At 40.7% G+C, this 26,074-nt stretch carries 28 protein-coding genes; 22 read left to right on the top strand and 6 right to left on the bottom strand.

What is annotated here, in order from left to right:
• Positions 1 to 182: 182 nt before the first annotated feature.
• Positions 183 to 959: a TrmH family RNA methyltransferase gene (locus tag SUN_RS08085; protein ID WP_012083316.1), complete on the bottom strand. Its 777-nt coding sequence runs from the start codon at positions 957 to 959 to the stop codon at positions 183 to 185.
• A gap of 114 nt (positions 960 to 1,073) precedes the next feature.
• Between SUN_RS08085 and SUN_RS08080 the strand changes: the two genes are divergently transcribed.
• From SUN_RS08080 to SUN_RS07995, 19 genes are all read left to right on the top strand, one after another.
• Positions 1,074 to 1,949 carry a DnaJ family protein gene (locus SUN_RS08080; RefSeq protein WP_012083315.1) on the top strand — a complete coding sequence of 292 codons (876 nt, stop codon included), beginning with the start codon at positions 1,074 to 1,076 and terminating at the stop codon, positions 1,947 to 1,949.
• 11 nt (positions 1,950 to 1,960) lie between these two features.
• Positions 1,961 to 2,332: a heat shock protein transcriptional repressor HspR gene (locus tag SUN_RS08075; RefSeq protein ID WP_304411924.1), complete on the top strand. Its 372-nt coding sequence runs from the start codon at positions 1,961 to 1,963 to the stop codon at positions 2,330 to 2,332.
• Between the two features lie 125 nt (positions 2,333 to 2,457).
• The gene (locus tag SUN_RS08070; protein ID WP_158298188.1) at positions 2,458 to 3,153 is read left to right on the top strand and encodes a porin family protein; all 696 of its coding nucleotides are present in this window, start codon (positions 2,458 to 2,460) and stop codon (positions 3,151 to 3,153) included.
• 157 nt (positions 3,154 to 3,310) lie between these two features.
• Positions 3,311 to 5,623 (top strand): GumC family protein, encoded by a 2,313-nt coding sequence (locus SUN_RS08065; protein ID WP_012083312.1) that lies wholly within the window; start codon positions 3,311 to 3,313, stop codon positions 5,621 to 5,623.
• 45 nt (positions 5,624 to 5,668) lie between these two features.
• Positions 5,669 to 6,403 carry a tyrosine-protein phosphatase gene (locus tag SUN_RS08060; protein ID WP_012083311.1) on the top strand — a complete coding sequence of 245 codons (735 nt, stop codon included), beginning with the start codon at positions 5,669 to 5,671 and terminating at the stop codon, positions 6,401 to 6,403.
• Between the two features lie 66 nt (positions 6,404 to 6,469).
• Entirely contained in the window at positions 6,470 to 7,231 is a 762-nt protein-coding gene (locus SUN_RS08055; protein WP_012083310.1) for a polysaccharide biosynthesis/export family protein, read from the top strand.
• Between the two features lie 8 nt (positions 7,232 to 7,239).
• Positions 7,240 to 8,244 carry an MraY family glycosyltransferase gene (locus SUN_RS08050; protein WP_012083309.1) on the top strand — a complete coding sequence of 335 codons (1,005 nt, stop codon included), beginning with the start codon at positions 7,240 to 7,242 and terminating at the stop codon, positions 8,242 to 8,244.
• A gap of 97 nt (positions 8,245 to 8,341) precedes the next feature.
• A complete protein-coding gene (locus SUN_RS08045; protein ID WP_012083308.1) occupies positions 8,342 to 9,610 on the top strand; it encodes a nucleotide sugar dehydrogenase in 1,269 nt (422 codons plus the stop codon).
• Positions 9,610 to 10,482: a glucose-1-phosphate thymidylyltransferase RfbA gene (gene rfbA, locus SUN_RS08040; protein WP_012083307.1), complete on the top strand. Its 873-nt coding sequence runs from the start codon at positions 9,610 to 9,612 to the stop codon at positions 10,480 to 10,482. Before SUN_RS08045 ends, rfbA begins: the two co-directional genes overlap by 1 nt.
• Positions 10,483 to 10,505: 23 nt before the next feature.
• Entirely contained in the window at positions 10,506 to 10,694 is a 189-nt protein-coding gene (locus tag SUN_RS13785) for a four helix bundle protein (RefSeq protein ID WP_232501321.1), read from the top strand.
• Complete coding sequence (locus SUN_RS13780) at positions 10,654 to 10,869, top strand: four helix bundle protein (protein WP_232501320.1); 216 nt, start codon at positions 10,654 to 10,656, stop codon at positions 10,867 to 10,869. Before SUN_RS13785 ends, SUN_RS13780 begins: the two co-directional genes overlap by 41 nt.
• A gap of 1 nt (position 10,870) precedes the next feature.
• A complete protein-coding gene (locus SUN_RS13375; RefSeq protein ID WP_012083306.1) occupies positions 10,871 to 12,280 on the top strand; it encodes a dTDP-glucose 4,6-dehydratase in 1,410 nt (469 codons plus the stop codon).
• Positions 12,267 to 13,013 (top strand): ElyC/SanA/YdcF family protein, encoded by a 747-nt coding sequence (locus SUN_RS08025; protein ID WP_012083305.1) that lies wholly within the window; start codon positions 12,267 to 12,269, stop codon positions 13,011 to 13,013. Before SUN_RS13375 ends, SUN_RS08025 begins: the two co-directional genes overlap by 14 nt.
• A 425-nt stretch (positions 13,014 to 13,438) precedes the next feature.
• Positions 13,439 to 14,506, top strand: a complete 1,068-nt coding sequence (locus SUN_RS08020) for a TDP-N-acetylfucosamine:lipid II N-acetylfucosaminyltransferase (RefSeq protein ID WP_012083304.1) — start codon at positions 13,439 to 13,441, stop codon at positions 14,504 to 14,506.
• A gap of 1 nt (position 14,507) precedes the next feature.
• On the top strand, positions 14,508 to 16,211 hold the full coding sequence (gene rffA / locus SUN_RS08015) for a dTDP-4-amino-4,6-dideoxygalactose transaminase (protein ID WP_012083303.1): 1,704 nt from the start codon (positions 14,508 to 14,510) through the stop codon (positions 16,209 to 16,211).
• The gene (locus SUN_RS08010; protein WP_012083302.1) at positions 16,208 to 16,786 is read left to right on the top strand and encodes a serine acetyltransferase; all 579 of its coding nucleotides are present in this window, start codon (positions 16,208 to 16,210) and stop codon (positions 16,784 to 16,786) included. Before rffA ends, SUN_RS08010 begins: the two co-directional genes overlap by 4 nt.
• 31 nt (positions 16,787 to 16,817) lie before the next feature.
• The gene (locus SUN_RS08005) at positions 16,818 to 18,269 is read left to right on the top strand and encodes an MOP flippase family protein (RefSeq protein ID WP_012083301.1); all 1,452 of its coding nucleotides are present in this window, start codon (positions 16,818 to 16,820) and stop codon (positions 18,267 to 18,269) included.
• A gap of 490 nt (positions 18,270 to 18,759) precedes the next feature.
• On the top strand, positions 18,760 to 19,047 hold the full coding sequence (locus SUN_RS08000; RefSeq protein WP_012083300.1) for a hypothetical protein: 288 nt from the start codon (positions 18,760 to 18,762) through the stop codon (positions 19,045 to 19,047).
• Positions 19,022 to 19,462: a type II toxin-antitoxin system VapC family toxin gene (locus tag SUN_RS07995; RefSeq protein WP_198407644.1), complete on the top strand. Its 441-nt coding sequence runs from the start codon at positions 19,022 to 19,024 to the stop codon at positions 19,460 to 19,462. Before SUN_RS08000 ends, SUN_RS07995 begins: the two co-directional genes overlap by 26 nt.
• On the opposite strand, the gene SUN_RS07990 is transcribed toward SUN_RS07995, so the two are convergent.
• Together SUN_RS07990 and SUN_RS07985 are read right to left on the bottom strand one after the other, a co-directional pair.
• Positions 19,446 to 20,369, bottom strand: coding sequence for a polysaccharide deacetylase family protein (locus SUN_RS07990; RefSeq protein WP_012083298.1), 924 nt, complete (start codon positions 20,367 to 20,369; stop codon positions 19,446 to 19,448). The two genes, SUN_RS07995 and SUN_RS07990, sit on opposite strands and share 17 nt — an antisense overlap.
• Positions 20,369 to 21,352, bottom strand: coding sequence for a formyltransferase family protein (locus SUN_RS07985; protein WP_012083297.1), 984 nt, complete (start codon positions 21,350 to 21,352; stop codon positions 20,369 to 20,371). Before SUN_RS07985 ends, SUN_RS07990 begins: the two co-directional genes overlap by 1 nt.
• A 128-nt stretch (positions 21,353 to 21,480) precedes the next feature.
• On the opposite strand from SUN_RS07985, the gene SUN_RS07980 reads away from it, so the two are divergent.
• The 3 genes from SUN_RS07980 to SUN_RS07970 are packed head-to-tail and all read left to right on the top strand — an operon-like array spanning position 21,481 to position 23,232.
• Complete coding sequence (locus SUN_RS07980; protein ID WP_012083296.1) at positions 21,481 to 21,738, top strand: hypothetical protein; 258 nt, start codon at positions 21,481 to 21,483, stop codon at positions 21,736 to 21,738.
• A complete protein-coding gene (locus tag SUN_RS07975; RefSeq protein ID WP_012083295.1) occupies positions 21,731 to 22,273 on the top strand; it encodes a GNAT family N-acetyltransferase in 543 nt (180 codons plus the stop codon). The genes SUN_RS07980 and SUN_RS07975 overlap by 8 nt, the downstream gene beginning before the upstream one ends.
• On the top strand, positions 22,270 to 23,232 hold the full coding sequence (locus SUN_RS07970) for a glycosyltransferase family 2 protein (protein ID WP_012083294.1): 963 nt from the start codon (positions 22,270 to 22,272) through the stop codon (positions 23,230 to 23,232). Before SUN_RS07975 ends, SUN_RS07970 begins: the two co-directional genes overlap by 4 nt.
• 441 nt (positions 23,233 to 23,673) lie before the next feature.
• On the opposite strand, the gene SUN_RS07960 is transcribed toward SUN_RS07970, so the two are convergent.
• The 3 genes from SUN_RS07960 to SUN_RS07950 are packed head-to-tail and all read right to left on the bottom strand — an operon-like array spanning position 23,674 to position 26,048.
• Positions 23,674 to 24,021, bottom strand: coding sequence for a DUF2304 domain-containing protein (locus SUN_RS07960; RefSeq protein ID WP_012083292.1), 348 nt, complete (start codon positions 24,019 to 24,021; stop codon positions 23,674 to 23,676).
• A complete protein-coding gene (locus tag SUN_RS07955; RefSeq protein ID WP_012083291.1) occupies positions 24,015 to 24,731 on the bottom strand; it encodes a glycosyltransferase family 2 protein in 717 nt (238 codons plus the stop codon). The genes SUN_RS07960 and SUN_RS07955 overlap by 7 nt, the downstream gene beginning before the upstream one ends.
• Before the next feature lie 21 nt (positions 24,732 to 24,752).
• Positions 24,753 to 26,048, bottom strand: a complete 1,296-nt coding sequence (locus tag SUN_RS07950) for a hypothetical protein (protein ID WP_012083290.1) — start codon at positions 26,046 to 26,048, stop codon at positions 24,753 to 24,755.
• Positions 26,049 to 26,074: the final 26 nt, after the last annotated feature.

The following is a 26,074-nucleotide window of genomic DNA, read 5'->3' as shown; positions in this document are numbered from 1 at the left end:
TGATGCCCAGAGGGTGGGCTTTGCAAACGCAATATTTCACAAGATTTTTACTTCGTCTTAGCTTTGGCTAGGACTTGAAAGCCTCTTGCAAAATCTCACATTTGCAAAACCCATTATGAGTATTTAGGGTTTTTAGATGTGCCCATAATGCATAAAAAATGGTGCCGTTAGGGGACAGCACCCTACGTGTGCTTGAACCGGTACATCATAATCGATGCTGCTACAGCGACATTGAAACTCTTTATCCCCTCTTCCATCTCTATGGTCACCACTTCATCGCAGAGTGCCAGTATTTCGTCTGATATGCCCAGCTGTTCATGCCCCATTAGAAGTGCCCATTTTCCCGGGACCCGTACCTGTGAGAGTGGGGTGGAATCTTTGGTGACCTCTGCGGCGAAGATGCGGTAGCCCATCTTTTTCAGTTTCTGTATCGTCTCTTTGATATTGTCGTAGCGGTGGAACTTCAGTTTGCCTATATGGCCCATCGAGACACGCAGCGCGCGTCTTGCGTAGGGGTGCGGCCCCTGTCTTGGAAGAAGGAGTGAGCCTACATCCAGTGCTGCGGCAGAACGGGCTATGGAGCCGATGTTGTCCGTATTACTGATCTCGTCGAGCATAATGATGTGATTGCCCAACGCATCCAGGGTACTCTCTTTTGGGCGAACCCCGTGCATCATGACGTTATGGTGGAGCCTATGCCCGACGATCTGTTCGAGCACGGTCTTGGGGGCGACGTAAGCAACAGGGATCGTGTAGTTCGCCAGAAAGTCTCTGTAAGTATCGTAATATTCCTGTGCTGCGAAAATACTTTTGATCTCCACTCCTGATTCTATCAGCAGATTGACCACTTTGGGACTGTCCGCAATGAAAGAGCCGTCTTTGGAGAAGGCATTCTCACGTAATCTCTGGTATATCTGTACTTCCGGAAGGTCGATATCGTTCACTTCTATAAAATTCATATTGTATTGTACAAAATATTTAAAATAATCCAAACTTGATTGACATTGACTAAAGTTTTTTGATATAATACTTTTAAAAATAAGCAATAATTTAAGTTAGATAGGAAGAAAACAATGTCAAAAAGTTTATACGAAACATTAGGGGTCAGTGAAAATGCCAGTGCTGATGAGATAAAAAAAGCCTACAGAAAACTGGCGAGAAAATACCATCCGGATATCAACAAAGATGAGAGTGCCGTAGATAAGTTCAAAGAGATCAATGCGGCGTATGAAGTCCTGAGTGATGCTGAGAAAAAGGCACAGTATGACCAGTACGGCGACCAGATGTTCGGTGGTCAGAATTTCCATGACTTTGCGCGCGGACAGGGGCAGGGAGTAGACCTTGACGAGATCCTTCGCCAGATGTTCGGTGGTGGCGCTGGCGGAGGCGGCGGTTTCTCCGGTAGCTTTGGCGGCGCGCAGGGCGGTTTCGGAGGTTTCGGCGGCTTTGGCGGTCCAGACCTGGATGTATCTGCACGTATCACCGTACCTTTTATGACGGCCATCCAGGGCGGAAAGTACAAGATCAATGTGGAAGGCGAGAGCTTTGACATCAAGATTCCTGCAGGTATCAAAAGCGGTGAAACACTGCGTGTCAGAGGCAAAGGCAAATCCTACCAGGGGCAGAGAGGCGACCTTCTCATCAAGGTGGAAGTAGCGGAATCCGATGAATACGAGAGAAAAGGCGACAATCTTTACAAAACCTTCGATGTACCTTTGAAAGAAGCGCTTTTCGGCGGAAAAGTACAGGTACAGACACCTGAAAAAGAGGTTTCCCTGAAAGTACCGAAAAATACAAAGAACGGCCAGAAATTCAGACTCAAAGGCAAAGGGGTCCCTGACAGAAAAACAGCGATGAGAGGCGATCTGTACCTCATTGCCAATGTCGTATTGCCCGATGTGGACAGTCTTGATCCTGAAGTAAAAAAAGTACTTGAAGAAAAGTTATAAAGGAGTACATGATGCATAGCTATGATGAACCTGTCTATCTTATTTCTGTAGTGGCCACGATGCTGAACATCCACCCCCAGACGCTCAGACAATATGAGAGAGAGGGGCTTGTCGAGCCTTCCCGGACACAGGGACGTATGCGTCTATATTCGCAGAGGGACATCGATCGTATGAAACTTATCCTGCGTTTGACACGGCAAATGGGTGTGAACCTTGCGGGAGTGGACATCGTACTGCAGCTCAAGGAGCAGATAGATGAAATGCAAAAAGAGATCGATCAGCTCAGAGAAGAACTCAGCAAGGTCAACCGTAACGGCTCGGTACATGTCAGTAAAGCGCTAGTGACTAAAAATTCTTATGATATTATCATATTTGAGGATTGATCGGTTTTTTTGGGAAACGAAGCTCTTTGATGTTATTTTTATTATTTTTTATAAGCTATAATAATTTTATATAAAATTATGGTACAATATCTTGGTAAATACAGAAAAAGGCGGAAATGGAAATAATGAAGAGAATTTTACTTTCAATGGGCACTATTTTAGCTATGAACAGCTTCGCGGTAGCAGGAGGTGACATTGTTCCCGCTCCGGTAGTACAGGAAAATGATGATGCCGGCTGGTACGCAGGTCTGGGTCTTGCGTATGACCGTGTCTATTCAATCGACAAGGGATGGTTTGATAATTCCGTTCCTACACAGGATGAAGTCGGGAATGTAGTTGGTATTGTCGGCTATGATTTCAATGAATATATCGGTATAGAAGGACGTATTTCCCAAAGTATATTTGAAGAAGATTATGCAGATCTTTTTACTTACAGTATTTTTGTAAAGCCGCAGTATAGATTTAGAGACAAAGATGATCTCGAAAATGATGATGGCTACTTTACCATATACGGACTCCTGGGGTTCGGTGGTGTCAATGTTGACGGTACTGACGGCGATGCGCCTGCACACCCCGATATGTTCGGGCAGGAGATCTTGAGCGATACCTCTTTTCAGTGGGGTTTTGGTATAAGTTATACTTTTGTTGAACAGCCCGATGACGAACGTTATGCGTTGAAGGATACATGGTCTGTCTTTATAGATTATACTTCCCTCATAAAGGATGCTGATATTCATTCAACACTCTATGGCTATGATCCGAAAATATATGATAAACTGAGTGTTGACGGTATTACTGCCGGTGTAACCTATCATTTTTAGACAGCTGCTTAATACCCTTCTATAGGGAGTAGTTTCCTGCTCCTTCTCTTCTCTCAAAAGTTCAGCTTATTCGTGGGCGAGTAATAAAATCTAAACCTATTTGGATATACTTGCTTGTACTTTTCTATAGTAGATGAACTATGCTTCAAGGATTAAAATGAATACAAAAAATCTTCAGAACAATAATGAAGAAGAGATCACTCTAAAAGATATTCTGCGTATTCTTCACAGGTATCGCTATATGATTCTGATTTTTGTACTGTTCTCTGCTGCACTCAGTACCTATATTGCCTATTTTAAACCAAATATCTATAAGGCGACTACCACAGTGGAAGTTGGTTTGGGACATGATGAAGGCGGAGATATTTTAAGTAGGGCGACAGAACCGGGAAGGCTCATAGCCGATACAGAGAAAGAGATCATCCAGTCACGTTATCTTGCAGCCAAGGCACTGAAAAAAGTCGATTTCACCCATCGTTATTATACGACAAGAAAATTCAGAGAGATTGAACTCTATAAAGATGCTCCGTTTAAAGTAGGTATGTTGAAAGGGTATGGTATACCGTTCAACCTTTACCCGGTAGATGCAAAACAGTATCGCATAGAAGTAAAAGAGGCAGTAGACAGAAATGGGACTTCCTGGAATTATGACAAAATCCACATGTATGGTGAGGAGGTCATTACACCATATTTCCATCTCAATATCCGACGAACAAAACCGGCACAGGACCAAGCGTATCATTTTGTGATAAACCGTTCCAATCATCCGGTAGGAGGTGTCAGTGTAGGACAGCATACAAAAGCATCTACGATCCTGCATATTTCGTATGAAGAGAATGTACCGCTCCGTGCCCAGGAATATACGAATGCATTGGCAGATGCCTATATGACTCAAAATATTGAAAAGAAGACAAGGCAGGCGACACTCCAGCTAAAATTTTTAGATAAGGAACTGCAAAACATTACCGAAAACCTAAAGGGTTCAGCTGTAAAGATAGAAGAATTCAAAAAAGGTGCCAATACCGTCAGTTTGAGTTCCAAGGCAGAAAACATTATTCGTAAGATGAGTGATGCAGAAGCAAAACTTGAAGCATTGCAGATAGAATCTGAAATGCTTGATAATTTGCACAAACAGGTTAAAAAAGGAAAGAATCTTGAAACGATCTCTGTTGCCGGCATGGAAGGAAGTGCCAGTACAGCCTTGGCAGACAAAGTTACACAGCTGCAAAATGCGATCATTAAAAAGAAACTACTGCGGGAAGATTATACCGAACTGTATCCGGGGGTCATTAAGCTGAGAAAACAGATCTCAGAGCTTAAAAATATCATTATAACCACTATTGCAAACCTAAGAACAAACCTGAAGGAAAAGCATTCTCTTTTACAAAAATCGATTGCCAGGTACCAAAAAGAGTTAAACGTAATTCCTGCAGATGAGAGAATGTACGGACAGTTGCAGCGTAAGTTTGCTGTCAATGAAAAAATTTACTCCTATTTGCTTGAAAAACGTTCTTCCACCGCTATCGTCAAAGCATCCACCGTGAGCAAGAACAGGGTTATCGATTATGCTTTAGTGCCCCATGCTCCTATCAAGCCGAAACGTATGCTTATCGTATTGATAGGTGTGGTCCTGGGACTGGTGCTGGGACTTGTTGTTGCCTTTTTACGTTACTACTTTGACGACAGACTGCAGAATGAAGATGATATTGTCGATCATTTGGATATTCCTTTGCTGGGGATTATTCCCCATATGAAAAAAGATTCTGATAAATTGAAAGTCATACTGAAACCAAAATCGTCTCTTGCCGAATCTTTCCGAAATATACGGACCAATTTGCAATTTATGTATACAGGGCAGAAATCTCATGTTATAGCGGTTACTTCTACGATCAGTGGAGAAGGCAAGACAACGATCTGTATCAATCTTGCGGCGATCATGAGCCTTGCAGGGAAGAAAACGATCATTTTGAATCTTGATATGCGAAAACCGACACTGCATGAAAAATTCGGGATCCAGAATGTGAAGGGTATGAGTTCGTTACTTTCGAAAACTGCTTCCCTGGGAAGCATCATTCAAAAGACTGAATATCCCAATCTCGATGTAATCACCTCCGGCCCTATTCCTCCCAACCCCAGTGAACTGATACAGGGAGTTCTTATGGAAAAAGTTATTGAAAAGCTTAGGGAAGTCTATGATGTGATCATTCTTGATACCCCTCCCATAGGGCTGGTGACAGATGCAAGAACATTGATGCATCTTGCAGATACCAGCCTCTATGTGTTACGTGCGGGACATTCAAAAAGAGGTTTTCTCAAGAATATTCAACAGCTTTCAACTTTAAAAGAGATACACGGATTGAGTATTGTCCTCAATGATGTCAAGAGAGATCAGCATGGTTACGGCTATGGCTATGGCTATGGCTATGGCTATGGCTACGGCTACGGATATTATGAGGATGACAAGGATTAAAATGCAGTATAATGAGACACTAAATGTCGAATCGGACAAGCATTAATGTTCTCTTTCTTTAAAAAGAAGAAAGTACTTCAACGGGGTCCACTCCTGGAAGTGGACCTGCATTCCCATCTGATACCGGGGATAGATGACGGTTCTCATAGTATGGATGAAAGTCTATCATTGATAAAGGGACTCAGTGCCTTGGGATATAAAAAACTTATTACCACACCGCATATCATGTCTGATGCCTACAAAAACGGAGCAGAAAATATTAATGCAGGCTTGAAGGAACTTCAGGAAGCAGTAAAAAAGAAAGAAATTCCTGTCGAGATAGAAGCCGCGGCAGAATATTATCTGGATGATATGTTCTATGAAGAATTGAAAAAGCCGGAAGTGATGAGCATCAGAGGGAAATACCTTTTGTTTGAAAGCTCCTATTTTTCCAAACCGATGCAGATGGAAGAGATGGTCTTTGCCGTAGGTACAGCTGGTTACCTGCCTATACTGGCCCATCCGGAACGTTATCGATATATTAAAGATCCTGACAAAGAGTACAGACGTTTGAAAGAATTAGGGGTATTGTTTCAGGTCAACCTGAATTCTTTTGGGGGGCATTACGGTAAAAATGCGAAAGCATTGGCACATTTCCTGTCCGAAAAAGGAATGATCGATTTTCTCGGTTCAGACACGCACCATCAAAAACAGGTCAAAAGTCTTATGACTGTATTTCATCTTGAGGCATATCATCATATTTTTAAGTATAACCAGATCAAAAATAACGAATTATTATGATTTTATAATCACAGCTATGATATCATATGAAAAAATATGAAAGTATTTTAAAACAAGGAGAAGGACATGGGAAGGAATGATACGTTAAAGATTTTAGTATTGATTGGTTTTGTATTCACTCTTGTGGGGTGCAGTAATGACTATGAATTGCTGAAAACAGACAAAAGTGTGTCGCAACTAAAAAGTGTCAAGGTATCCGCAAGGAGTATCGAGTACCGTATTTTGCCACAGGATAGACTGGAAGTCATACTGTACAAAGATCCCAGTCAACTGTCTGAATCACGTACGGGTCTGGCAGGTGACAGTATGAATAGTAAAGGTGTTCTGGTCAATGCAGCGGGATACATTACCATGCCGCTGATCGGGAAAGTCAAAGTTTCCGGACTCACGCAGACCCAGGCGGCAGAAAAGATCACCCGTATGTATAAGAAATATTTGAACACACCTTCTGTCTACCTTGAAGTACTCAATAAACGCATTTTGGTTCTGGGAGAAGTGAATAGCCCGGGTGTAGTCGAGATAGATAAAGAAAAGATGACACTTTTTGAAGCCCTGGCTCATGCCGGTGACCTGAGCAATTCAGCGGTAAGAAATGAAATTATTATCGTTTCGAGTGACAAGAACGGTATGTGGATGAGAATGGTCGACCTGACCAACTTTGACAAAATGAACTATGCGAGTTTGATGTTGCGGCCTAATGACATTGTGTATGTTAAACCAAATAACTGGAAGCAGTTCAAGGTCGCTTCAGGTGATGTGACTTCAGTCCTTGATCCAATTCTGAAAATTGCAGGTGCGTATGCGGCCTTTGCATATATTGTAGATTAATTGCATAGATGACAGTAGAATTTTTACTGATATTCTTTGTCAGTGTCCTGTTCGTATGGGGTATGAAGCATTATTCTCCCAGAATAGGCCTTGTAGACATACCCAACATAAGAAGCAGCCATAACGATGTGATCCCCAGAGGTGGGGGTGTCGGTTTCACTATGGCAGTATGGCTGCTACTCCCTTTTATCTGTTTTTCTGTTGTTACTGAGTACTTTTGGACCTTTATAGCGATTTTTCTTGTTCTTATCGTAGGTTTTCTCGATGACCATAGAGATACCTCCCCCAATACGAAATTCATTGTGATCATACTTGCTACGATATTGATCTATTTTGATAACATAGTCATTGATGATATTGGTGTTTTTTTTGGATGGCATCTGCAGTTGGGATGGTTGGCTTTACCCTTCACTGCGCTGGCAGTAGTAGGTTTTACCAATGCCCTCAATCTCATAGACGGCCTTGATGGCTTGGCAGCGGGAATCAGTATAGTGATCTTCACATCACTCTTTTCTGTAGGGTATATGCATGATGATACATTTATTACCTGTATTTCTTTAGCCTTCATTGCCGCACTGTCTGCATTTCTTCTTTTTAACTGGAATCCTGCCTCTATATTCATGGGTGACAGCGGTTCTCTGGTACTCGGTTTTGTGATCGCTGTTTTATCTGTCAAAGCATTAGCCTATATCCCGGCTGTCAGTATTCTTTTCCTTGCAGCAATACCCAACATGGATGTAATGATCATACTGGTAAGGAGAAAAATGCATGGACATTCAGCTTTTGCTGCAGATAAATGTCATTTTCACCATATTTTACATCAGTTTTTTTCAAACAATACAAAGAAGACGGTATTTTTTCTTATTGTTCTTCAGGTGATCTATTCGATGACAGGATTACAATTGGATAAAAATATCGATGAAGGGTATCTGCTTGTTCTTTTTATTTTAAACACTGTTATGCTCTATCTGATACTCAGCACTATGATCAAAAGGCAGAAGAGAGACTGCTGATTTGAGTGCCAAGTATTACGATTAACACTTAACCAATTACCAATTATCAATTACTAATTTGCTATAATATCTACCAAATAAAGGAAGAGGATCCTCCATGAATTATAAAATAGCTGTTATCGGCCTCGGCTATGTAGGCCTGCCTTTGGCACATGCTTTCAGCAAAAAATATGAAGTGGTTGGTTTCGATATCAACAAAGAGCGAATTGATGAACTGAATACTGGGTACGACAGTACATTGGAACTTGATAAAAACCAGATGAAAGAAGCCCTTGAAAATGGAATGCAGTTCAAAACACAGCCGGAAGAGATAGCAGGTTGCAACATTTACATCGTGACAGTACCTACCCCTATAGACAGTTCCAACCGTCCAGACCTTACACCGCTGGTCAAGTCTTCGGAGTCGGTAGGAGAAATACTCAAAAAAGGTGATATCGTCATTTATGAATCTACTGTCTATCCGGGTGTTACCGAAGAGATATGTGTACCGGTGCTTGAAAAGGTTTCGGGCCAGAAGTTCAATGAAGACTTTTTTTGCGGCTACAGCCCTGAGCGTATCAATCCGGGAGACAAGGAACATACAGTCACCAAGATCCTCAAGGTTACCTCCGGCTCTACCCCTGAAGTTGCCAAGATCGTCGATGATCTCTACAAAAGCATTATTACGGCTGGAACCTATCTGGCCTCTTCTATCAAAGTGGCAGAAGCTTCCAAGGTCATCGAAAATACGCAAAGAGATGTCAATATTGCACTTATCAACGAACTGGCCCTCATCTTTGACACCATGGACATTGATACCAGAGAGGTTATAGAGGCGGCTGCGACGAAATGGAACTTCATCAAACTCACTCCGGGGCTGGTCGGCGGCCACTGCATCGGTGTGGACCCGTACTATCTGACCTACAAGGCACAGGAGCTTGGCTACAAACCAAATCTCATTTTGGGCGCACGGCAGATCAACAACAGCATGAGCAAATACATTGCTGAACGTACCATCAAAGAGATGATCGCACATGACAAGAAGATCAAAGATGCGAATGTTCTGGTTTTGGGTCTTACCTTCAAAGAAGATTGTCCCGATATCCGTAATTCCAAAGTCTTCGATATCATCGATGAACTATCCGACTATGGCTGCATCGTCGATGCCTATGATCCGTGGGTAGAGAAGAAGGACATAATTCAGAACAACTTTACATTTATTGCTGACCCTTTCCAAAGTGACAAAAAATATGATGCAGTTATTGTTGCAGTTGGACATAAAGAGTTTAAAGTACTAGAGCGAGGCAACTATGATTGTATTAGCATAACTAAGCCAGTGCTTATAGACATAAAGGGGATTATTGAAAATCCTACCTGGAGGCTGTAATGAAAGGTATCATTCTGGCAGGAGGAAGCGGCACACGTCTTTATCCTATTACAAAAGGTGTAAGTAAACAACTATTGCCTATATATGATAAGCCAATGATCTACTATCCGTTGTCTGTACTTATGCTGGCAGGGATAAAAGAAGTTCTTATTATCTCAACCCCTCATGATCTACCGCGATTTGAAGAGCTGTTGGGTGATGGTAGAGATCTGGGGATGAAGTTCAGCTATATTGTTCAGCCTTTTCCGGACGGATTGGCTCAGGCATTTATTTTAGGTGAAACGTTCATAGGGGATGACAATGTAGCGCTTGTACTTGGTGACAATATCTTTTATGGACAAGGATTTACGCCTATTCTCAGGAGAGCTGCATCACAAAAGAGTGGTGCTACAGTATTTGGTTATCAGGTAAAAGATCCTGAGCGTTTTGGTGTGGTTGAGTTCGATGAAAACCAAAAAGCGATCAGTATAGAAGAAAAACCGACACATCCAAAATCCAATTTTGCTGTTACAGGACTTTATTTTTACGATAATAATGTTATAGAGATCGCAAAAAATATTGAGCCTTCTCATCGGGGTGAACTTGAGATTACTTCTGTCAATAATGCGTATCTTGAAAGAGGTGCATTGAACGTCGAACTTTTAGGCCGTGGTTTTGCATGGCTCGATACCGGAACACATGATTCTATGATGGAAGCAGGTCAATTTGTACAGACAATAGAAAACAGACAAGGTTACAAAATTGCATGTATCGAAGAGATAGCTTTCAGGAATGGATGGATAACCAAAGTGCAGCTTTTAAAGCTGGCCCAAGCGCTTAAAAAAACAGGATATGGCCAATACATGCTAGAAATAGCAGAGGAAATAATTTAATTATGAATGATGAAGGTTAAGTGATGAGTAAAAGAAATATTACCTTAAATAAATCATTTGAATTTGCCATAAGAATTGTAAAATTATATAAATATCTTTGTGATAATAAAAAAGAGTATATAATTTCAAAACAACTTTTAAGATGCGGTACATCCATAGGAGCAAATATCAATGAAGCTCAAGCTGGTAACAAAAAAAGATTTTATAGCTAAAATGAGTATAGCAAGTAAAGAATCTAGAGAAACAAAATATTGGATAGAATTATTAATTGCAACAAACTATTTATCAGAAGAAGACAAACATACAAAAAGTTTGCTTTTAGAGATAGATGAACTTATCAAACTCTTAACTTCCATAGTAAAGACATCTCAAACAAAAGAAATATGATTTGGAAACACTCACCACTAAACATTCACCACTAAAAACTATCCTCGTAACCGGTTGTGCTGGTTTCATAGGATCAAACTTTGTTCCTTATTTTCTGGAAAAATATCCAAATTACCGCATTGTCAACTTAGACTTATTAACTTATGCAGGCAACCTCGACAATCTAAAAGAAGTCGAAGACATCCTTAACAACAACTCAACACTTCTGGCACTAAATGCCGATACCCCCGTTTCTAAAGAACAAGAGGGGTGCAACACTCAACACTCAACCCTACAAAACGATCGCTATCATTTTGTGAAAGGTAATATCTGCAATCGAGAGTTAGTCGAGTTTATCTTCAACGAGTACGACGTCCAGGCTGTTATCCACTTTGCCGCAGAGTCTCATGTGGATAACTCCATTAAGAACCCTGGTGTTTTCGTAGAAACTAATGTTAATGGGACATTTACACTTTTGGATGTAGCATACAAATACTGGATGGAAAAGCCTTTCAAGTATCGGGAACGATATATGGAAGGAGTGTTTAGTGATGAGTGTTTCACCCCAAGGGCATTTCCTAATCGGGCAGTGATGAGTGAGAAAGAGCAAGAGCAAGAGCAAGAGAAAAACAACTGCCCAACGGAAATGCCTTTAGGTGCAACACTCAACACTCATCACTCAAAACTTGATGAAATTACTCTGCCGAGATTTCATCACATTTCCACCGATGAAGTCTACGGAACACTCAGCGACGACCCGGACGATCTTTTTACTGAAGAGACTCCCTACGCTCCGAACTCTCCATACTCCGCATCCAAAGCAAGCTCCGATATGATCGTTCGAAGCTATGTGGAGACCTACGGTATGGACTGTGTCATCACCAACTGCTCAAACAACTACGGCCCAAAGCAGCATGACGAAAAGCTCATTCCGACCATCATCAGAAAAGCATTGGTGGGTGAATCCATCCCCATTTACGGAGACGGGAAGAATATCCGTGACTGGCTCTATGTGCTCGACCACTGCAAAGGGATAGACCTTGCCTACCACACAGGGAAGAAAGGCGAGGTCTACAACATCGGTGGACGAAACGAACGCACCAACCTCCAGATCGTAGACCGTATCTGCGAGATTCTTGACGAAAAGATACCTCCCCAAACTAACTCAAAACTTCTGGCACTAAATGGCGATACCCCCGTTTCTAAAGAACAAGAGGGGTGCAACACTAAACACTTAACACTCAAATCCTACAAAGACTTGGTAACTTTTGTTGACGACCGGGCTGGCCATGACCGCCGCTACGCCATCGATGCCACCAAAATAGAAAATGAACTTGGCTGGAAGGCAGATGAAGATTTTGATAGTGGGATCGTGAAAACGGTTGAGTGGTATCTGGAAAAATATTTGACAAAACATCATGTTTCTTCTTAAAAAGTTTGTTGCGGCTTTTCTGTTGCCTTTCCCTATCTTTCTACTGTTCATGGCATTCGGATTCTATTTCTTCTCCCAAAAAAGGTATGTGGGTTCAAAAAGGTTTTTTCTAGTGGGGATACTGTGGATCATACTGCTCTCTTATGCGCCTTTTTCCTCCTTGCTTCTGCTGCCTCTGGAACGGCAGTTCTCCTCTGTCGACCTGAATGGTACCAATGCGGGGTACATCCATGTGCTGGGTACGGCACATGTGGCCAGAGAGGGCATTCCCCTCTCTTCCGAACTGGACCCCTCCGGCCTGGCTCGTGTGACCGAAGGTGTACTATTATACAAACAACACAAAGGCATGAAACTGGTCTTCAGCGGCTACGGCAAGGATGAGCCTCTCTCCAACGCAAAATGCAGTGCTGCTCTGGCACAGGCACTTGGAGTGAGGGAAGAAGATATCATCGTATTTGAAACCCCCAAAGATACCCTTGAAGAAGCTGGAGCGATGAGCGAAATGGCCCAGGGGAAGCATGTCGTTCTTGTCACGTCTGCTTCCCATATGCTGCGTGCCTCCAGACTCTTTAAAAAAGCCGGTATCAAAGTCATTGAGGCGCCGACGGATTTCAAAGTAAAAAAACCTGACGACCTGCTGCAACTCCCCGGTGCCGAAGGGCTGAGACGGTCCGAAACAGCTTTTCATGAATATTTGGGGCTTTTATGGTTCTGGCTCAAGGGAGACATTTGACAGGGTTGCACCCGGGGTATACCCCTCAAAACCTCTATAGGTAGGATGGGTAAAATTCACCGAAGCAATTCTTTAACACCAGGAAACATTGAAAGGATAGATTGCACCCACCCTGCGGGAAATCCAATGTTTTTTGCTATAATAGTATTAATTTTTCAGGGCGGGGGAATGCATTTGTGTTTTAGGAACCGATGCTTTAGCTTCGGAAAGTGTTTTGGTGAAGCTGAAGCATCACTTCCAGGAGCAAAAATCATCAACGAAATGGTATTGTTGGGGTATTGACGTTGAGCTGAGGCTCTTTGGAAGTGAAGTGTTTACACTCACCGCTTTGTTCGGCAGTGCTGTCTACAGGTAACAATATGGAGAAACAACAATGATCAACGTAAAAAAACCTATCTTTCGCATTAAGAGAAATATAATTAAGTATGCACAAATATAAAATTGTCCATCTCATTCATAACGACAAGTTTATTGTTCCGTTTATGGACTTTATCGCCAAACACTTTGATGAAAATGAACACCTTTTTGTTTATCTTTTCGATGACAATGTTGTAAAATATCCTATTCCGGAATCCAGAAATGTATTGAATCTGTGTAACCGGTATCTTGGCAGAAAAAATATATTTGGACTTTCCAAGGCGTTGAATCCGCTTATGGAAAAAGCGGAAAAAATTATTTTGCATGGTCTTTTTTCGGATGATTTGATCAATTATCTCTATTACCATCAATATTTTTTAAAAAAATGTTACTGGGTCATGTGGGGTGGCGACCTTTATGGACATATAGATCCCATAAAAATATGGAAAAATATTTTTAGGCTTCACAGAAGGCGTAAAGTTGTTCAGGAAATGGGTGGGTTAATTACCTATATAAAAGGTGATTATGAACTGGTATGTAAGCATTACGGTGCAGCAGGAAAGTACTATGAGTGTTTTATGTATACAAGTAACCTTTACAAAGAGTATGATATCAAGCATAAAGAACATTCAACTATAAATATACAGCTCGGTAACTCAGCAGACCTTACAAACAACCATATAGAAGTGCTAAATGAGCTCAGAAAATACAAAGGTGAAAATATCAAGATATTTATTCCTCTTTCATATGGAAATCAAGAGTATGCAAAAGAAGTTATAGCAAAAGGTAAAGAGCTTTTTGGAGATAAATTTGTAGCACTTACAGAGTTTATGCCTTTTGATAAATATTTGGAATTTTTGGGTGAGATAGACATAGCGATATTCGCCCATAAAAGGCAACAGGCGATGGGAAACACTATCACACTTCTTGGGCTTGGTAAAAAAGTCTATATGAGAAGCGATATCACACCTTGGAAACTCTTCAAGGATATAAATGTCAATATTTTTGATATAGAAAATATTGAGTTGAAATTGATAGCAGAAAAAGATAGATTAAATAATCAAAAAAACATCAAAGAGTATTTTTCAAGAGAGAATTACCTTAACCAATTACGAAATCTGTTTGAAGGTGAATAATATGGCATACTATACAGAAGAACAATTAAAAAAATTAGGTTTTAAATACATAGGGAAAAATGTAAAAATAAGTGATAAGGCTAGTATTTATAATTGCGATCAAATAGAGATAGGTGACAATTCAAGAATAGATGATTTTTGTGTGATATCTGGGAAAATAAAAATTGGAAGGAATGTTCATATTACTCCTCAGTGCTTGGTGGCTGGTGGAGAAAAAGGTATTATTTTCGAAGACTTTACGACTATTGCATATCAAGTACAAGTATTTACACAATCGGATGACTATAGTGGTCGAACAATGACTAATTCAACTATTCCTTCTAAATACAAAAATGAATATAAAAAAGAAGTTGTTTTACGTAAATTTTCCATTGTTGGTGCTGGTTCAGTGATAATGCCTGGAGTAATTTTAGCTGAAGGAACATCAGTTGGTGCAATGGCATTAGTATTAGCTGATACTGAGCCTTGGAGTATTTACATTGGAAATCCAGCGAAAAAACTAAAAAATAGAAAAAGAGATTTAGTAGAACTTGAAAAAGAATATTTGAAAATGAAGGTAAATAACGTGATTCCATTCAACAAACCACCTTTTACAGGTAATGAAGAAAAGTATGTTTTAGAATCAATGAGAAGTAGTAAAATTTCTGGTGATGGAGCGTTTACAAAGAGATGTACACAATGGTTTGAAGAGAAGCTTGCATGCAAGAAAGCTCTTTTGACGACAAGTTGCACTCATGCGCTTGAAATGGCAGCAATGCTTCTTGATATACAAGAAGGTGATGAAGTCATAATGCCTTCATATACTTTTGTAAGTACGGCTAATGCTTTTGTCCTTCGAGGGGCCAAAATTGTATTTGTAGATATTCGCCCTGATACTATGAATATAGATGAAATGAAAATAGAACAAGCTATTACAGAAAAAACCAAAGCTATAGTTCCAGTACATTATGCCGGTGTAGGTTGTGAAATGGATGCCATTATGGTATTGGCTGACAAGTATGATCTTTTCGTCGTTGAAGATGCTGCTCAAGGGATGATGAGCAGCTACAAGGGTAAGGCACTTGGGACTATAGGGCATTTAGGCACATTCAGTTTTCATGAGACAAAGAACTATACCTCTGCAGGCGAAGGTGGTTTACTCATTATAAATGATGAACGTTTTACAGAGCGTGCTGAGATCATTAGAGAAAAAGGAACAAACAGAAGTGCTTTTTTTAGAGGTATGGTTGACAAATACTCCTGGGTAGATGTTGGAAGTAGTTATCTTATGAATGATGTGAGTGCTGCGTATTTGTGGGGAAATCTTGAAAAAGCTGATGAGATCAGTGAAAATAGACTATTTGCTTGGCAGAAGTATCATGATGGGCTGAAAGCCTTGAAAGAAAAAGGCTTGATAGAACTTCCAACTATTCCCAAAGAATGTAGCCATAACGCTCATATGTTCTACATAAAAGTTAAAGATATTGAGACAAGAACTAAATTACTTGAATATTTAAAACAAGTTGATATTCTAGCAGTGTTCCATTATGTTCCATTGCATTCTTCTCCTGCAGGATTAAAGTTTGGAAGATTAAATGACAAGGATGAGTTTACAACATCAGAAAGTGAACGATTGATACGTTTACCAATGTTTTATGGTATTACTAAAGATATAATTGAACTTGTAATTAAAGAAATTTACACATACTATAGGGTTGATTTATGATTAAAACATATAGACAACTCAAATATTATTGGTATGCCGATGAAATTAGAAACTTTGGAAGAAAGAGAAAACTATATTTCAAACTTAGAGATTTAAGATATAGGCTTTTGTTTTTATTAAGGGCATGTAACCATTTATATAACAAAAAAAAATCAAATATACTTATGAAAGGAATAAGAAAGATTGTATGTTATTTGTATGCAAGAACACAGTTGAAGCTCGGATGTGAAATAGATCCAAAAACTGATATTAAGGAAGGGCTATTTCTCCCTCATCCAAATGGAATTATTATTCATCATAAAGCAAAAATTGGTAAAAACTGTACGATATTACAGCAAGTGACGATAGGAAATAATGCCAATAAAGGATTGGAAGACATAGCATCTATAGGTATGAATGTTTCTATTGGAGCAGGAGCAAAAATTATTGGAGCATGTGAAATTGGTAATAATATTATTATAGGAGCAAATGCAGTAGTGGTAAAAAATATTCATGATAATAGTGTAGTTGGAGGAGTGCCTGCCAGATACATAAGTGATAATGTGCCTCCTGCATATAATGCCTATTATGAATAAAAAATACAATAGTATTGTATAGAAGTAGTTTATGTCACTGAGAAAAGAAACATTAAGCGGTGTCAAGTGGACAAGTCTCTCCTCCGTTATTGTCGCAGTGGTTCAGTTACTTCAGTTAATCATACTCGCACACTATCTTGATGCTTCCGATTTTGGTCTGATGGCCATCGTTTCTGTCATCATCGGTTTCAGTGCGCTGTTCATGGATATGGGTATCAGTGCGTCGATCATTCATAAACAGGACATAAGCCATGAACAACTTTCCAGTTTGTATTGGCTTAATGTGGCATCGGGCATTTTTTTATTTTCTTGCATCTATATTCTGTCACCATACATTGCTTCCTTTTACCATGAAAAAGAACTGGTACCGCTCATGAAGATCCTTGCAGTGACATTTGTTGTGACAGGCATAGGAAACCAGTATGGTATATTATTGCAAAAGCTGCTTCGGTTCGATGTTATGGCCAAGATCAGCATAGCCACCAATGTGTTTGCCTTTTTGGTAGCCGTTATCCTGGCAATGGAAAATTTCGGGGTGTATGCTCTTGTCTATGCCACATTGGGCAGAAGTGTCGCTACAACTGTGCTAAATACGCTTATAGGTATCAAAGAGCATAGACCGTCTCTGATATACAGACATAAAAGCATTACCCCCATGATCTCCTTTGGAATGTTCCAAATGGGTGAACGCAGCCTGAACTATGTCAATTCACAGTTTGATGTCATACTCATAGGAAAACTACTGGGCGTTGAGGTACTGGGTGTCTATACGATTGCAAAGAACCTCTCCATGAGACCTGCCCAGATCATTAATCCCGTTATTACCAAAGTGACCTTTCCAGTTATGGCAAAAGTACAGGATGATATTCCGAGACTTAAATCGATCTATCTTAAAACAATCAACTATCTTTCCTCGATTAATTTTCCGGTGTATCTGCTGATCGCTATTTTAGCTGAACCTGTCATTCTGCTTCTTTTTGGTGAAAAATGGAGAGATGCCATCATTCTTTTGGAGATACTGTCTGTGTATGGAGCACTTCGTTCCACAGGAAACCCCATAGGCTCTCTGCAGCTGGCAAGAGGGCGGGCAGACCTTGGGTTCTATTGGACTTTTGCCATGTTTCTTGCCATGCCACTGGTCATTTACACAGGAAGTTTTTGGGGTGTTTCCGGAGTAGCATACAGTCTGGTAGCCGCAGGCATATTTTTCTCTTTTCCTGGATGGTACTACATGGTAAAACCTTTATGCGGTGCTGGGTTTAAAGAGTACTTTTGGCAAATTTTAAAACCTTTGCTGGTCTCCGCGCTTGCAGGATCATTTTCTTATGGAATCAGTCTTTTATTCAATATTGAAAATATGTATGTACATGTCAGTTTGGTTGCTGTCACAATGGGTATGGCTGTACTTGCTTTAAATGTTTTATTTAATCGTGATTTTATTGAGACAGGTCTGGAAATGATAGGAAGAAAAAAAGTGGGGTAATGTTCATAGACTTTCCAATGTGTCAGAACACATTGAAAGAGTAGAGAAAGAGATTTAGGTCTTCAGGGTAGGGAACCCCACCGTCATAAAGATGGTGAAAGAGAAGAAAAGTAGATGATATGCATTTCTATATGTATTTATTGGTTTACTTGCATAAAAGAAAATAAATAATGTAATCTTCTTTATGAAAAAGAAATGCCGTCTTTTAGGAACTCAAGAGAAATAACAAAGAGATATTCACTACCGTGATGCCAACAGTGAATGTGATTTTATAGTGTATAAAAAAATACTATTACAGAAGCCCGAATGGAGTAACAGTGATGTAAAATAGCATCCGTTTGGATGTTTGACTGGGTAGTGGAGTGCATACACCCTACGGCTGATATGCCAATAGCATGAAAAAGAACAGTGGAAGATAAAGATGGTTTTTATCCTATTGACATCAAGTAATTAATGTAGTATAATGATAAAAAGTCAACAAGGATATATTGTGACAACAACAGTAGGCATGAGAGATTTGGTAAGGAACTCAAATATACTCCAGGATTATGATTATGTTGATATTGAAGATAAAAAAACACATGAGTATAAAGGGTTGCTTATCTCTCCACGGTATGCCGATGAAATTAGAAAGCTTTTAGAGCAAAAAATCTTAAATGAAAAGCAAAAAGAGATAGATGAGATCATGCAATTTTCTGGTATTGCAGATGGTGATACCGAAAATATGACAGCAAAAGAGATGAGAGCTGCACATGCAGCCAAGTTTGGCAATGCGTAAAAGTATTTATCTTGATATCAATATTGTGATTGACATACTCGACACAAACAGGCCTAACAGCCAGAGTGCAAAGGCACTGTTGAAACATCTAAGCTATGAAAATATTAAAATTGTTATCAGTGAAGATATGCTCAGTACTATTTTTTATATCGTCAAAAATAAGCAGGCGGTATTGGAATTTTTTCAACTCATTCAAAAAAGATGGCTCATATCACCTTTCGGGCAAGATGTGATAAAAGAGGCTATAAAATTGTCTCTTGCAAAAAATCTTGATTTTGAAGATACTGCTCAATGTTTATGTGCAAAAGAAAACGGATGTATGGCTCTAATAACGAACGACCATAGATTTTATGATTGCGGTATAAAACAATACACCAGTGACGAAGCGTTAAAAAATATCAGTACCTTTCATTGACATTGGAAGGTATGAACTTCAGATATCTCACAAGTTCCTTGCCGTTCAGATAGGGCGGGTCGATGCGGTAGATAATTTTTTGATGCGGATCGTAGGTTGTATTGACCCTGTTGCCTACGAGCACCAGATGCCGTTCGTTGGTGTCTGCATTGTAGAAAACCTTCAGCAGATCATCCAAGGGCAGGCTCTTTCGGTCAAAGGGGAGTACCCAGAAGCGGGTTTCGATGCCGAGATGTGTTTGCAGCGCCTCATCACACTCCGTAAACTCTTCGGCAAAATGCTCGATGTACGCCGCTTCGCTGAGGGGGTAGTGGGCGGAGGAGTGGTTGGTGATCTCCCAGCCGTTTTGGTGCAGTATGCCTATGCCCTCCATCGTATCGAAGATGCGGAAGGCATCGTCCCTGACATGTTCGGGGGCGAACTCCTCGTATACTGTGTCGATGGCTTCGATGATTTTGGGCGAGAAATGATCCATTGTGAAGGCTTTGATCGGCCGATTGAGTGTGTACCCGAAGGGTTTGAGCCTGCTTCTTAGAAATCTCAACCCGTCTGTCTGGCTGAGGTAGGAGAGTTTGGCACGCCAGAACATTTCTTTTCTGAGAGTAAAGCGGGAGTTGATAGAGATGGCTCCTTTTACACCGAAAGAATCCATGATGGGCATGGCATAGCGACGCACCCCGGCAAAACCGTCGTCGAACCAGAAGCTGATAAGTGGTTCATCGATGCTACCCTGCTGCCAGCGCTCGAATCCTTCCTGTACGGAAACCAGTTTTCCATGTTGACTCAGAACTTCAAGATGTCCTCTGAAAACATCGGGAGGGAAGCTGCCGCCTATGCCTCTGAGAAAAGGGTTCTCTTCCCAGGAAATATCATGATAGTTGAGAATGTACCAGCCGTTTTTGAGCATTAGAAACTCCTTTCTCTGTTCAGTTCCTCACGCAGCCATCCGGCGCTGAAGTCGCGTACGATAGCTTTGGCCACCTGAAAAGTGTAGGACTTGTTCAGGTAGGTCAGGCCTTCTCCTTTGGGCTGTTCAAACACGGTGACATGCTTGTCTGCTATGATCCCCTGAACGGACTCTATCATCAGTTCCGTTCCGAGTGCAACGGTGCGCAGAAATACCGTTTCCACATCATCTTCAGGAAACATACAGGGGTTGGAACGTCTCAGGATCTGTCCCGCGTCTGCTCCCGTATTGGTGATGTGTACGGTAGAGCTGACATAGTCAAGCCGGCGGTGGTAGAGTGCCCAGTGGATAGTGTTGCTTCCTTTGTAGAGCGGAGAGTGGCCGGCATGCTGGTTGATGGCGGCACCGCGGATGCTCTCCAGCAGCGGTTGATGGTAGAGCGGGCCGCTGAGGGTCAGGAAAAAGTAGGGGTCGAGCTTTTGGACCTCTTCTCTGAACCCTTCGCTGTGCACATCATCGGGATGGAGTTTGCGTGCCTGCATCGCCGTTTGCTTTTGGAGCGCTTCAACTTCTTTGGCAAACAGTCTCTCCTCCGCCAAAGCCATTTTTTTGCCCACCTGGCGCAGAGGGCCGAAGCGGTACCAGGCATCGTTGGCAAGTGAAGCGATACGTTTGAGTGTATAAACAGCACCGTATTTCCTAAAGCGCTTGGGGAGTTCCTCAAAGAGTACGGCTTTGATTTTCTGTGCTTTGGAAGCCCCCGGCTGTACCTGTGCAGCTGTACGGGTCTGGTTTTTGTCGACAAAACGTGCTTTCACGGAAGCGTCAAGTTCATACCAGGCTACCACGTCATTGCCGAATGTTTCAATGATGCGTAGGGCAAAACGCCTGTGGCGGAGCTCTTTTCCCGTTACAATGACGATGGTATGTTCATCGCTTTGGGGCAGGGTGATCTGCTGGGGTGTTAGTTCCGGCGGTAGCATCGTGGAGCAACCTTCTTTTTTTGGATGTATTATACCAAATTCGGGATATGATATAGTCAAAAGAGTGGATGAACATTGACAAAATATATTTTTTTCTATAAAATTGTAGAAAATAGAAAAGGATAAGCATGTCGGTACAGATATCTGCGTATATCGAAGATGATATTAAGCAAAAGATGGAAAAATACTCTTCTGCCCATGGACTTAAAAAAGGTTACATCATACAGAATGCCCTGGACTACTACCTGAATGCCTTGCAGGCAATACCCTCAAGTGTCATCGTCCCCAGTCATATCTCTGTAAATGAAGAGACAATGAAGACTCTGCTTCAATCGGAGAACAATGAGCCCAACAGCAAGCTTAAAGACCTACTGAACGATGATTGAGATACGCCTGCTTTCCAAAGAGGATGACAGATCTTCTTTTGAGTGCGGTGAAGCCTCTTTGGATCTGTATTTCCGGCAGTATGCCGGACAAAATCAGTTCAAACATTATATCGGTACTACCTATGTGGCATTACATGAAGGAAAAATAGTCGGTTATGCGAGTGTGAGCCCCGGCAGTATAAGGATCGATGATCCGGTAAATATTGACACTCGAAAACTACCGAAATATCCTTTGCCTGTTCTGAGACTGACAAGATTGGCAGTTGATACACACTATCAAAAAAACGGTATAGGGAAATCCTTACTGAAGTTCATACTCAAACTGACACTTTTGCAAAAAAAACAGTTTGGCTGTTTTGGTTTGGTAGTCGATGCAAAAATGCAAAGCATAGGGTTTTATGAACAGTTTGGATTTGTACCCTTCAATATTGAGGCAGGAGCATTGGATATACGTCCCTATGCCCAGAGCATGTTTCTCTCGACAAAGACTATAGAAAGAGTTGCTGACCAAACAGATAAAAAGGATAACCATTGAGACCTCCACCTCTCGTTTCCATTCTCATTCCTCTCTACAATGCCGAAGGGTACATAGCCCAGACACTAGACAACTGCCTGGCGCAGACTTACGAAAACATCGAGATCATCGTCGTTGATGACGGATCGGCTGATGGCGGGCTGAAGATCGCCAGAGCATATGAAGAGAAATATGACAACGTCCATGTGCATGAGCAGCCGAACAGCGGGGCACCGCGGGCGAGGAATCTGGTGTTTGAGAAGTCCAAAGGGGAGTACATACAGTACCTCGATGCGGACGACCTGATGTCGGAAAATAAGATCGCTTCGCAGATGGAGATGGCTAAAAAATGTAACTATGACAGCAAAGTGATGTTTAGTTCGAAGTTCAGTTATTTTACCAAAAGCATTGAAGATGCGGCGTATTTCTACCAGCCCATCGACCACTCTTACGATTCGGGGATCGAATGGCTCATCGATGCCTGGTCGGGTGGCGGTTTCGGCGTGGTGATGGGGTGGCTGACTCATAGAGCACTCATAGCGAAAGCAGGTCCATGGAATGAGTCACTACGTAAAAATCAGGATGGAGAGTTTTTTAGTAGGGTAGTAGTGCAGGCAGAGAGAGTGATGATGAGTGACGATACGATGGTGTACTATCGCCGTACGGGAGAGAGCTCCGTCAGCGCGCAGGTTACGGAGGCTTCCGCCGCTTCGACACTGGCATCGCTCAAGCTTTACGAAGAGAATATCTCAACAGTGGGCGACCCCCGTCTGAAGAAAGCACTGGCCTACACCTACCTGGCATTCATACGTGACTACTACCCCCGTTTCCCTCAGCTTCGCAACGAAGCGGAAACCCACATAAAACGTTTGGGGTTCACCTTTCACACACTCGAGACACCGGGAAAACTGGGCCTTCTGGCAAAGGTCATTGGGTCTGACAATGTTATTAAACTGCGTTATTGGTTGGGTAGACTGTAGGGTGAGCTGATTGTGACAGTGGTGGGGTAGGGAAATACATAATAAAAAATATTTTTATATAAATGAATTATGTTTCATATGAATACAATTTTTTTCCCAATAATATAACCATATACATATACTATCAATAAAGAGATAAGTTTTGCAAAATAAATATTTAAGCCATATTCAAGTAGCTTTTCAATCATTATTAATGTTATAAAATAAGAACCAATAATCAATAAAATATATTTAATAATCACAATAAAATGATTACTATTTGTAGTTTCCGAAAATGTGTAAAAGCGATGCATTAAAAAGTTCAGTATAGTGCTCCCCCAAAAACCAATACTGATAGATACTGAAGAACTTAAACCAAAATGACTATATGACAGATATAACAGAAAATAATCTATAACAACAGATATGACTCCGACAATTCCATATTTTAAAAATTGAATATTATAAATTTTTAATATTTTCGATCTCATATTTAAGAAGTCCCACTTCTTGAATCAATTCTTTATTTTGCCGAGACAATCTACTTAATACTACCGAAAAATGGATTAACATAGATAATATAAAAGCAAGGATAATAAGTATTAGCAGTGAAGGTGCATAAGAAATTCCGAAGATCATTCCCATAATATCTATTGTTTTGGGAAATATAGACAGAAAAAGAAAAATTATTCCTATAAAAAACCACAATATGGAATATTCTTCCGAGATTTTTTTCTTTCTAACCATTTTAAATATAAAATAAAGTATAAAGGTACTAAACAAAAAAGAAGCTATTTGAATTTTCAACATTTTTTATCTCCTTGTATTCCAAGATAAGTCATAAATATTGATAAAATTACTTTTATCATATAATAAGCAGATTTAAAGCCACTTATTGATGAATTACCAGCTGTGCGTTCATTCATCATAACAGGGACTTCCAAGATTCTGTATCCTTGTTTTCCAAGTATTATTACAGCTTCTGGCTCAGGGAAGTCCGATGGATAATCTTTGGCAAATAGTTCAATGATATTGCGATTGTAAGCTCTAAATCCTGATGTATTATCTGTAATTCTTTGTTTTATTAAGATAGAGTTTATAAATTCTAATATTTTTATTCCAATTCTTCTTGATTTGGTTGATTGAAAACCCCTCTTGTCTCCTATAAATCTTGAGCCTATGACACAATCTGCTGTATTCTCGATAATAGGCTGTATTATTTTGTTTATTTGACTTGAGTTGTGTTGACCATCTCCATCAAATTGTATAGCTATATCATAATTATTTCTATACGCAAATTTAAAACCTGTTTGTACAGCACCGCCAATTCCAACATTCCCAGGCAAATCAATAACTGTTGCATCTCCTGTTTTTTTTGCTTTTTCGCTGGTATTATCAATTGATCCATCATTAATGACAATTATATCTACAGAAAGCTTATTTTTTATGAGTGATTTTATCACGTTTTCTATATTTTTTTCTTCATTATATGCTGGAACAATAATAAGTATGTTATTCATTTTTTATATAATCTTTCCTATTTAAAATAAGTATGAGATCCGCCAAAGATATCCCATAATCCAAATTGCGAGTACTGACAAAGCAGCTATCCGCCACTTTGGGAATCCTGCAGTAGCTATCTGAAAGATCAATGCCGTTTGTATAGCAATTTCTGTCCAGTAATAATACCGGAACTGTGAGGCAACACCTATAATTAAATAAGCGAAGCCATACATGAGAGCAGAAATAGTCAAAGCACGAGGAATGTCGCCAAGTCCCGACAATAACATGACAATCCCCAAAGTCAACCATGCTACGGGCCAAAGCAGACCGTTTTTGCTTACAAAGTCGGACAATAAGCTTCGCGGACAATCATGCGCTTCAGGCGCTTCAACACATTGTTGTACGGGTGGTACGAGAAAAAATGTCTCATAATTGAAGTGGGAAAGTCGGTGCTGCATGTAGGCCAGTGGATGTGTGATAATACCTGTGATCCACTCACGTGTGATGCTGTTGTCCAACTTGCCAAAGGTATAGTCACAGCGTGCAGCACCCAATGTGTCCCAATAATAAGGTGTGTAGCACTCAGATAGATTAGTGATGTCGACCGGCAGTACGGAAGTGTCACCTGAAAAATAGGCGATACCTGCAAGATCATATATCTGGAGGGATCTCTCCAGACCAGCTCGTTCTGCACCAAAGATATCATGGTTTATCCATTGAGATAATGGAATAAGTGCAATCGAAATGATGAGTGCATAGATTAGAGACTTAAAGAGTGACAGTTTCAGTCTTAGTGCAAGGAAAAGTAATGAGGGGAAAGCAAAAACGGCATTAAGGCGAGTGAGCATTCCTGTCGCTCCGAGCAGTAGTCCTACAGACCTTAACCGCACATCTTTCCATGCAGCCAAACCAAAAGCGGCGATAAAAAAAGATGTCATAAGTGAGTCTTTCAAAATGACCCCTGTATACATTAGCGCTATTGGGGTGAAACCGCTGATAAGCATGACCAGTGCAGCCCGATGGTGATCTTTTTGGGCAAGAACAGCGGCAAAGAGGCCTATCCCCAGCCAGAACAAAGTGGTCTGTAACACTAACATAACTACAGTAGGGTCAGTGATCGGCAGCAACTCTCTCCAAATTATTGCCATGATTGGAGGATTTCCATCACTATAATGACCAGAAATGGCTTGCCGAAGCTGATTCGCACTGTCTGGAGTTAATTTTCCGGGCCAGCGAAGCATCAAATTTAACAGTGTGAACAAAATGGTAGCCAATCCAACGTGAATAGATTTTATGTTAATAAATTTCCATCTGTTTTTTGGGGATAATGTCATTTTGCCAAGTACCTTTAAAGTATCGT

Source organism: Sulfurovum sp. NBC37-1 (assembly GCF_000010345.1).
In the GTDB taxonomy this organism is placed as follows: domain Bacteria; phylum Campylobacterota; class Campylobacteria; order Campylobacterales; family Sulfurovaceae; genus Sulfurovum.
This window is presented reverse-complemented; position numbering and strand designations above follow the sequence as displayed.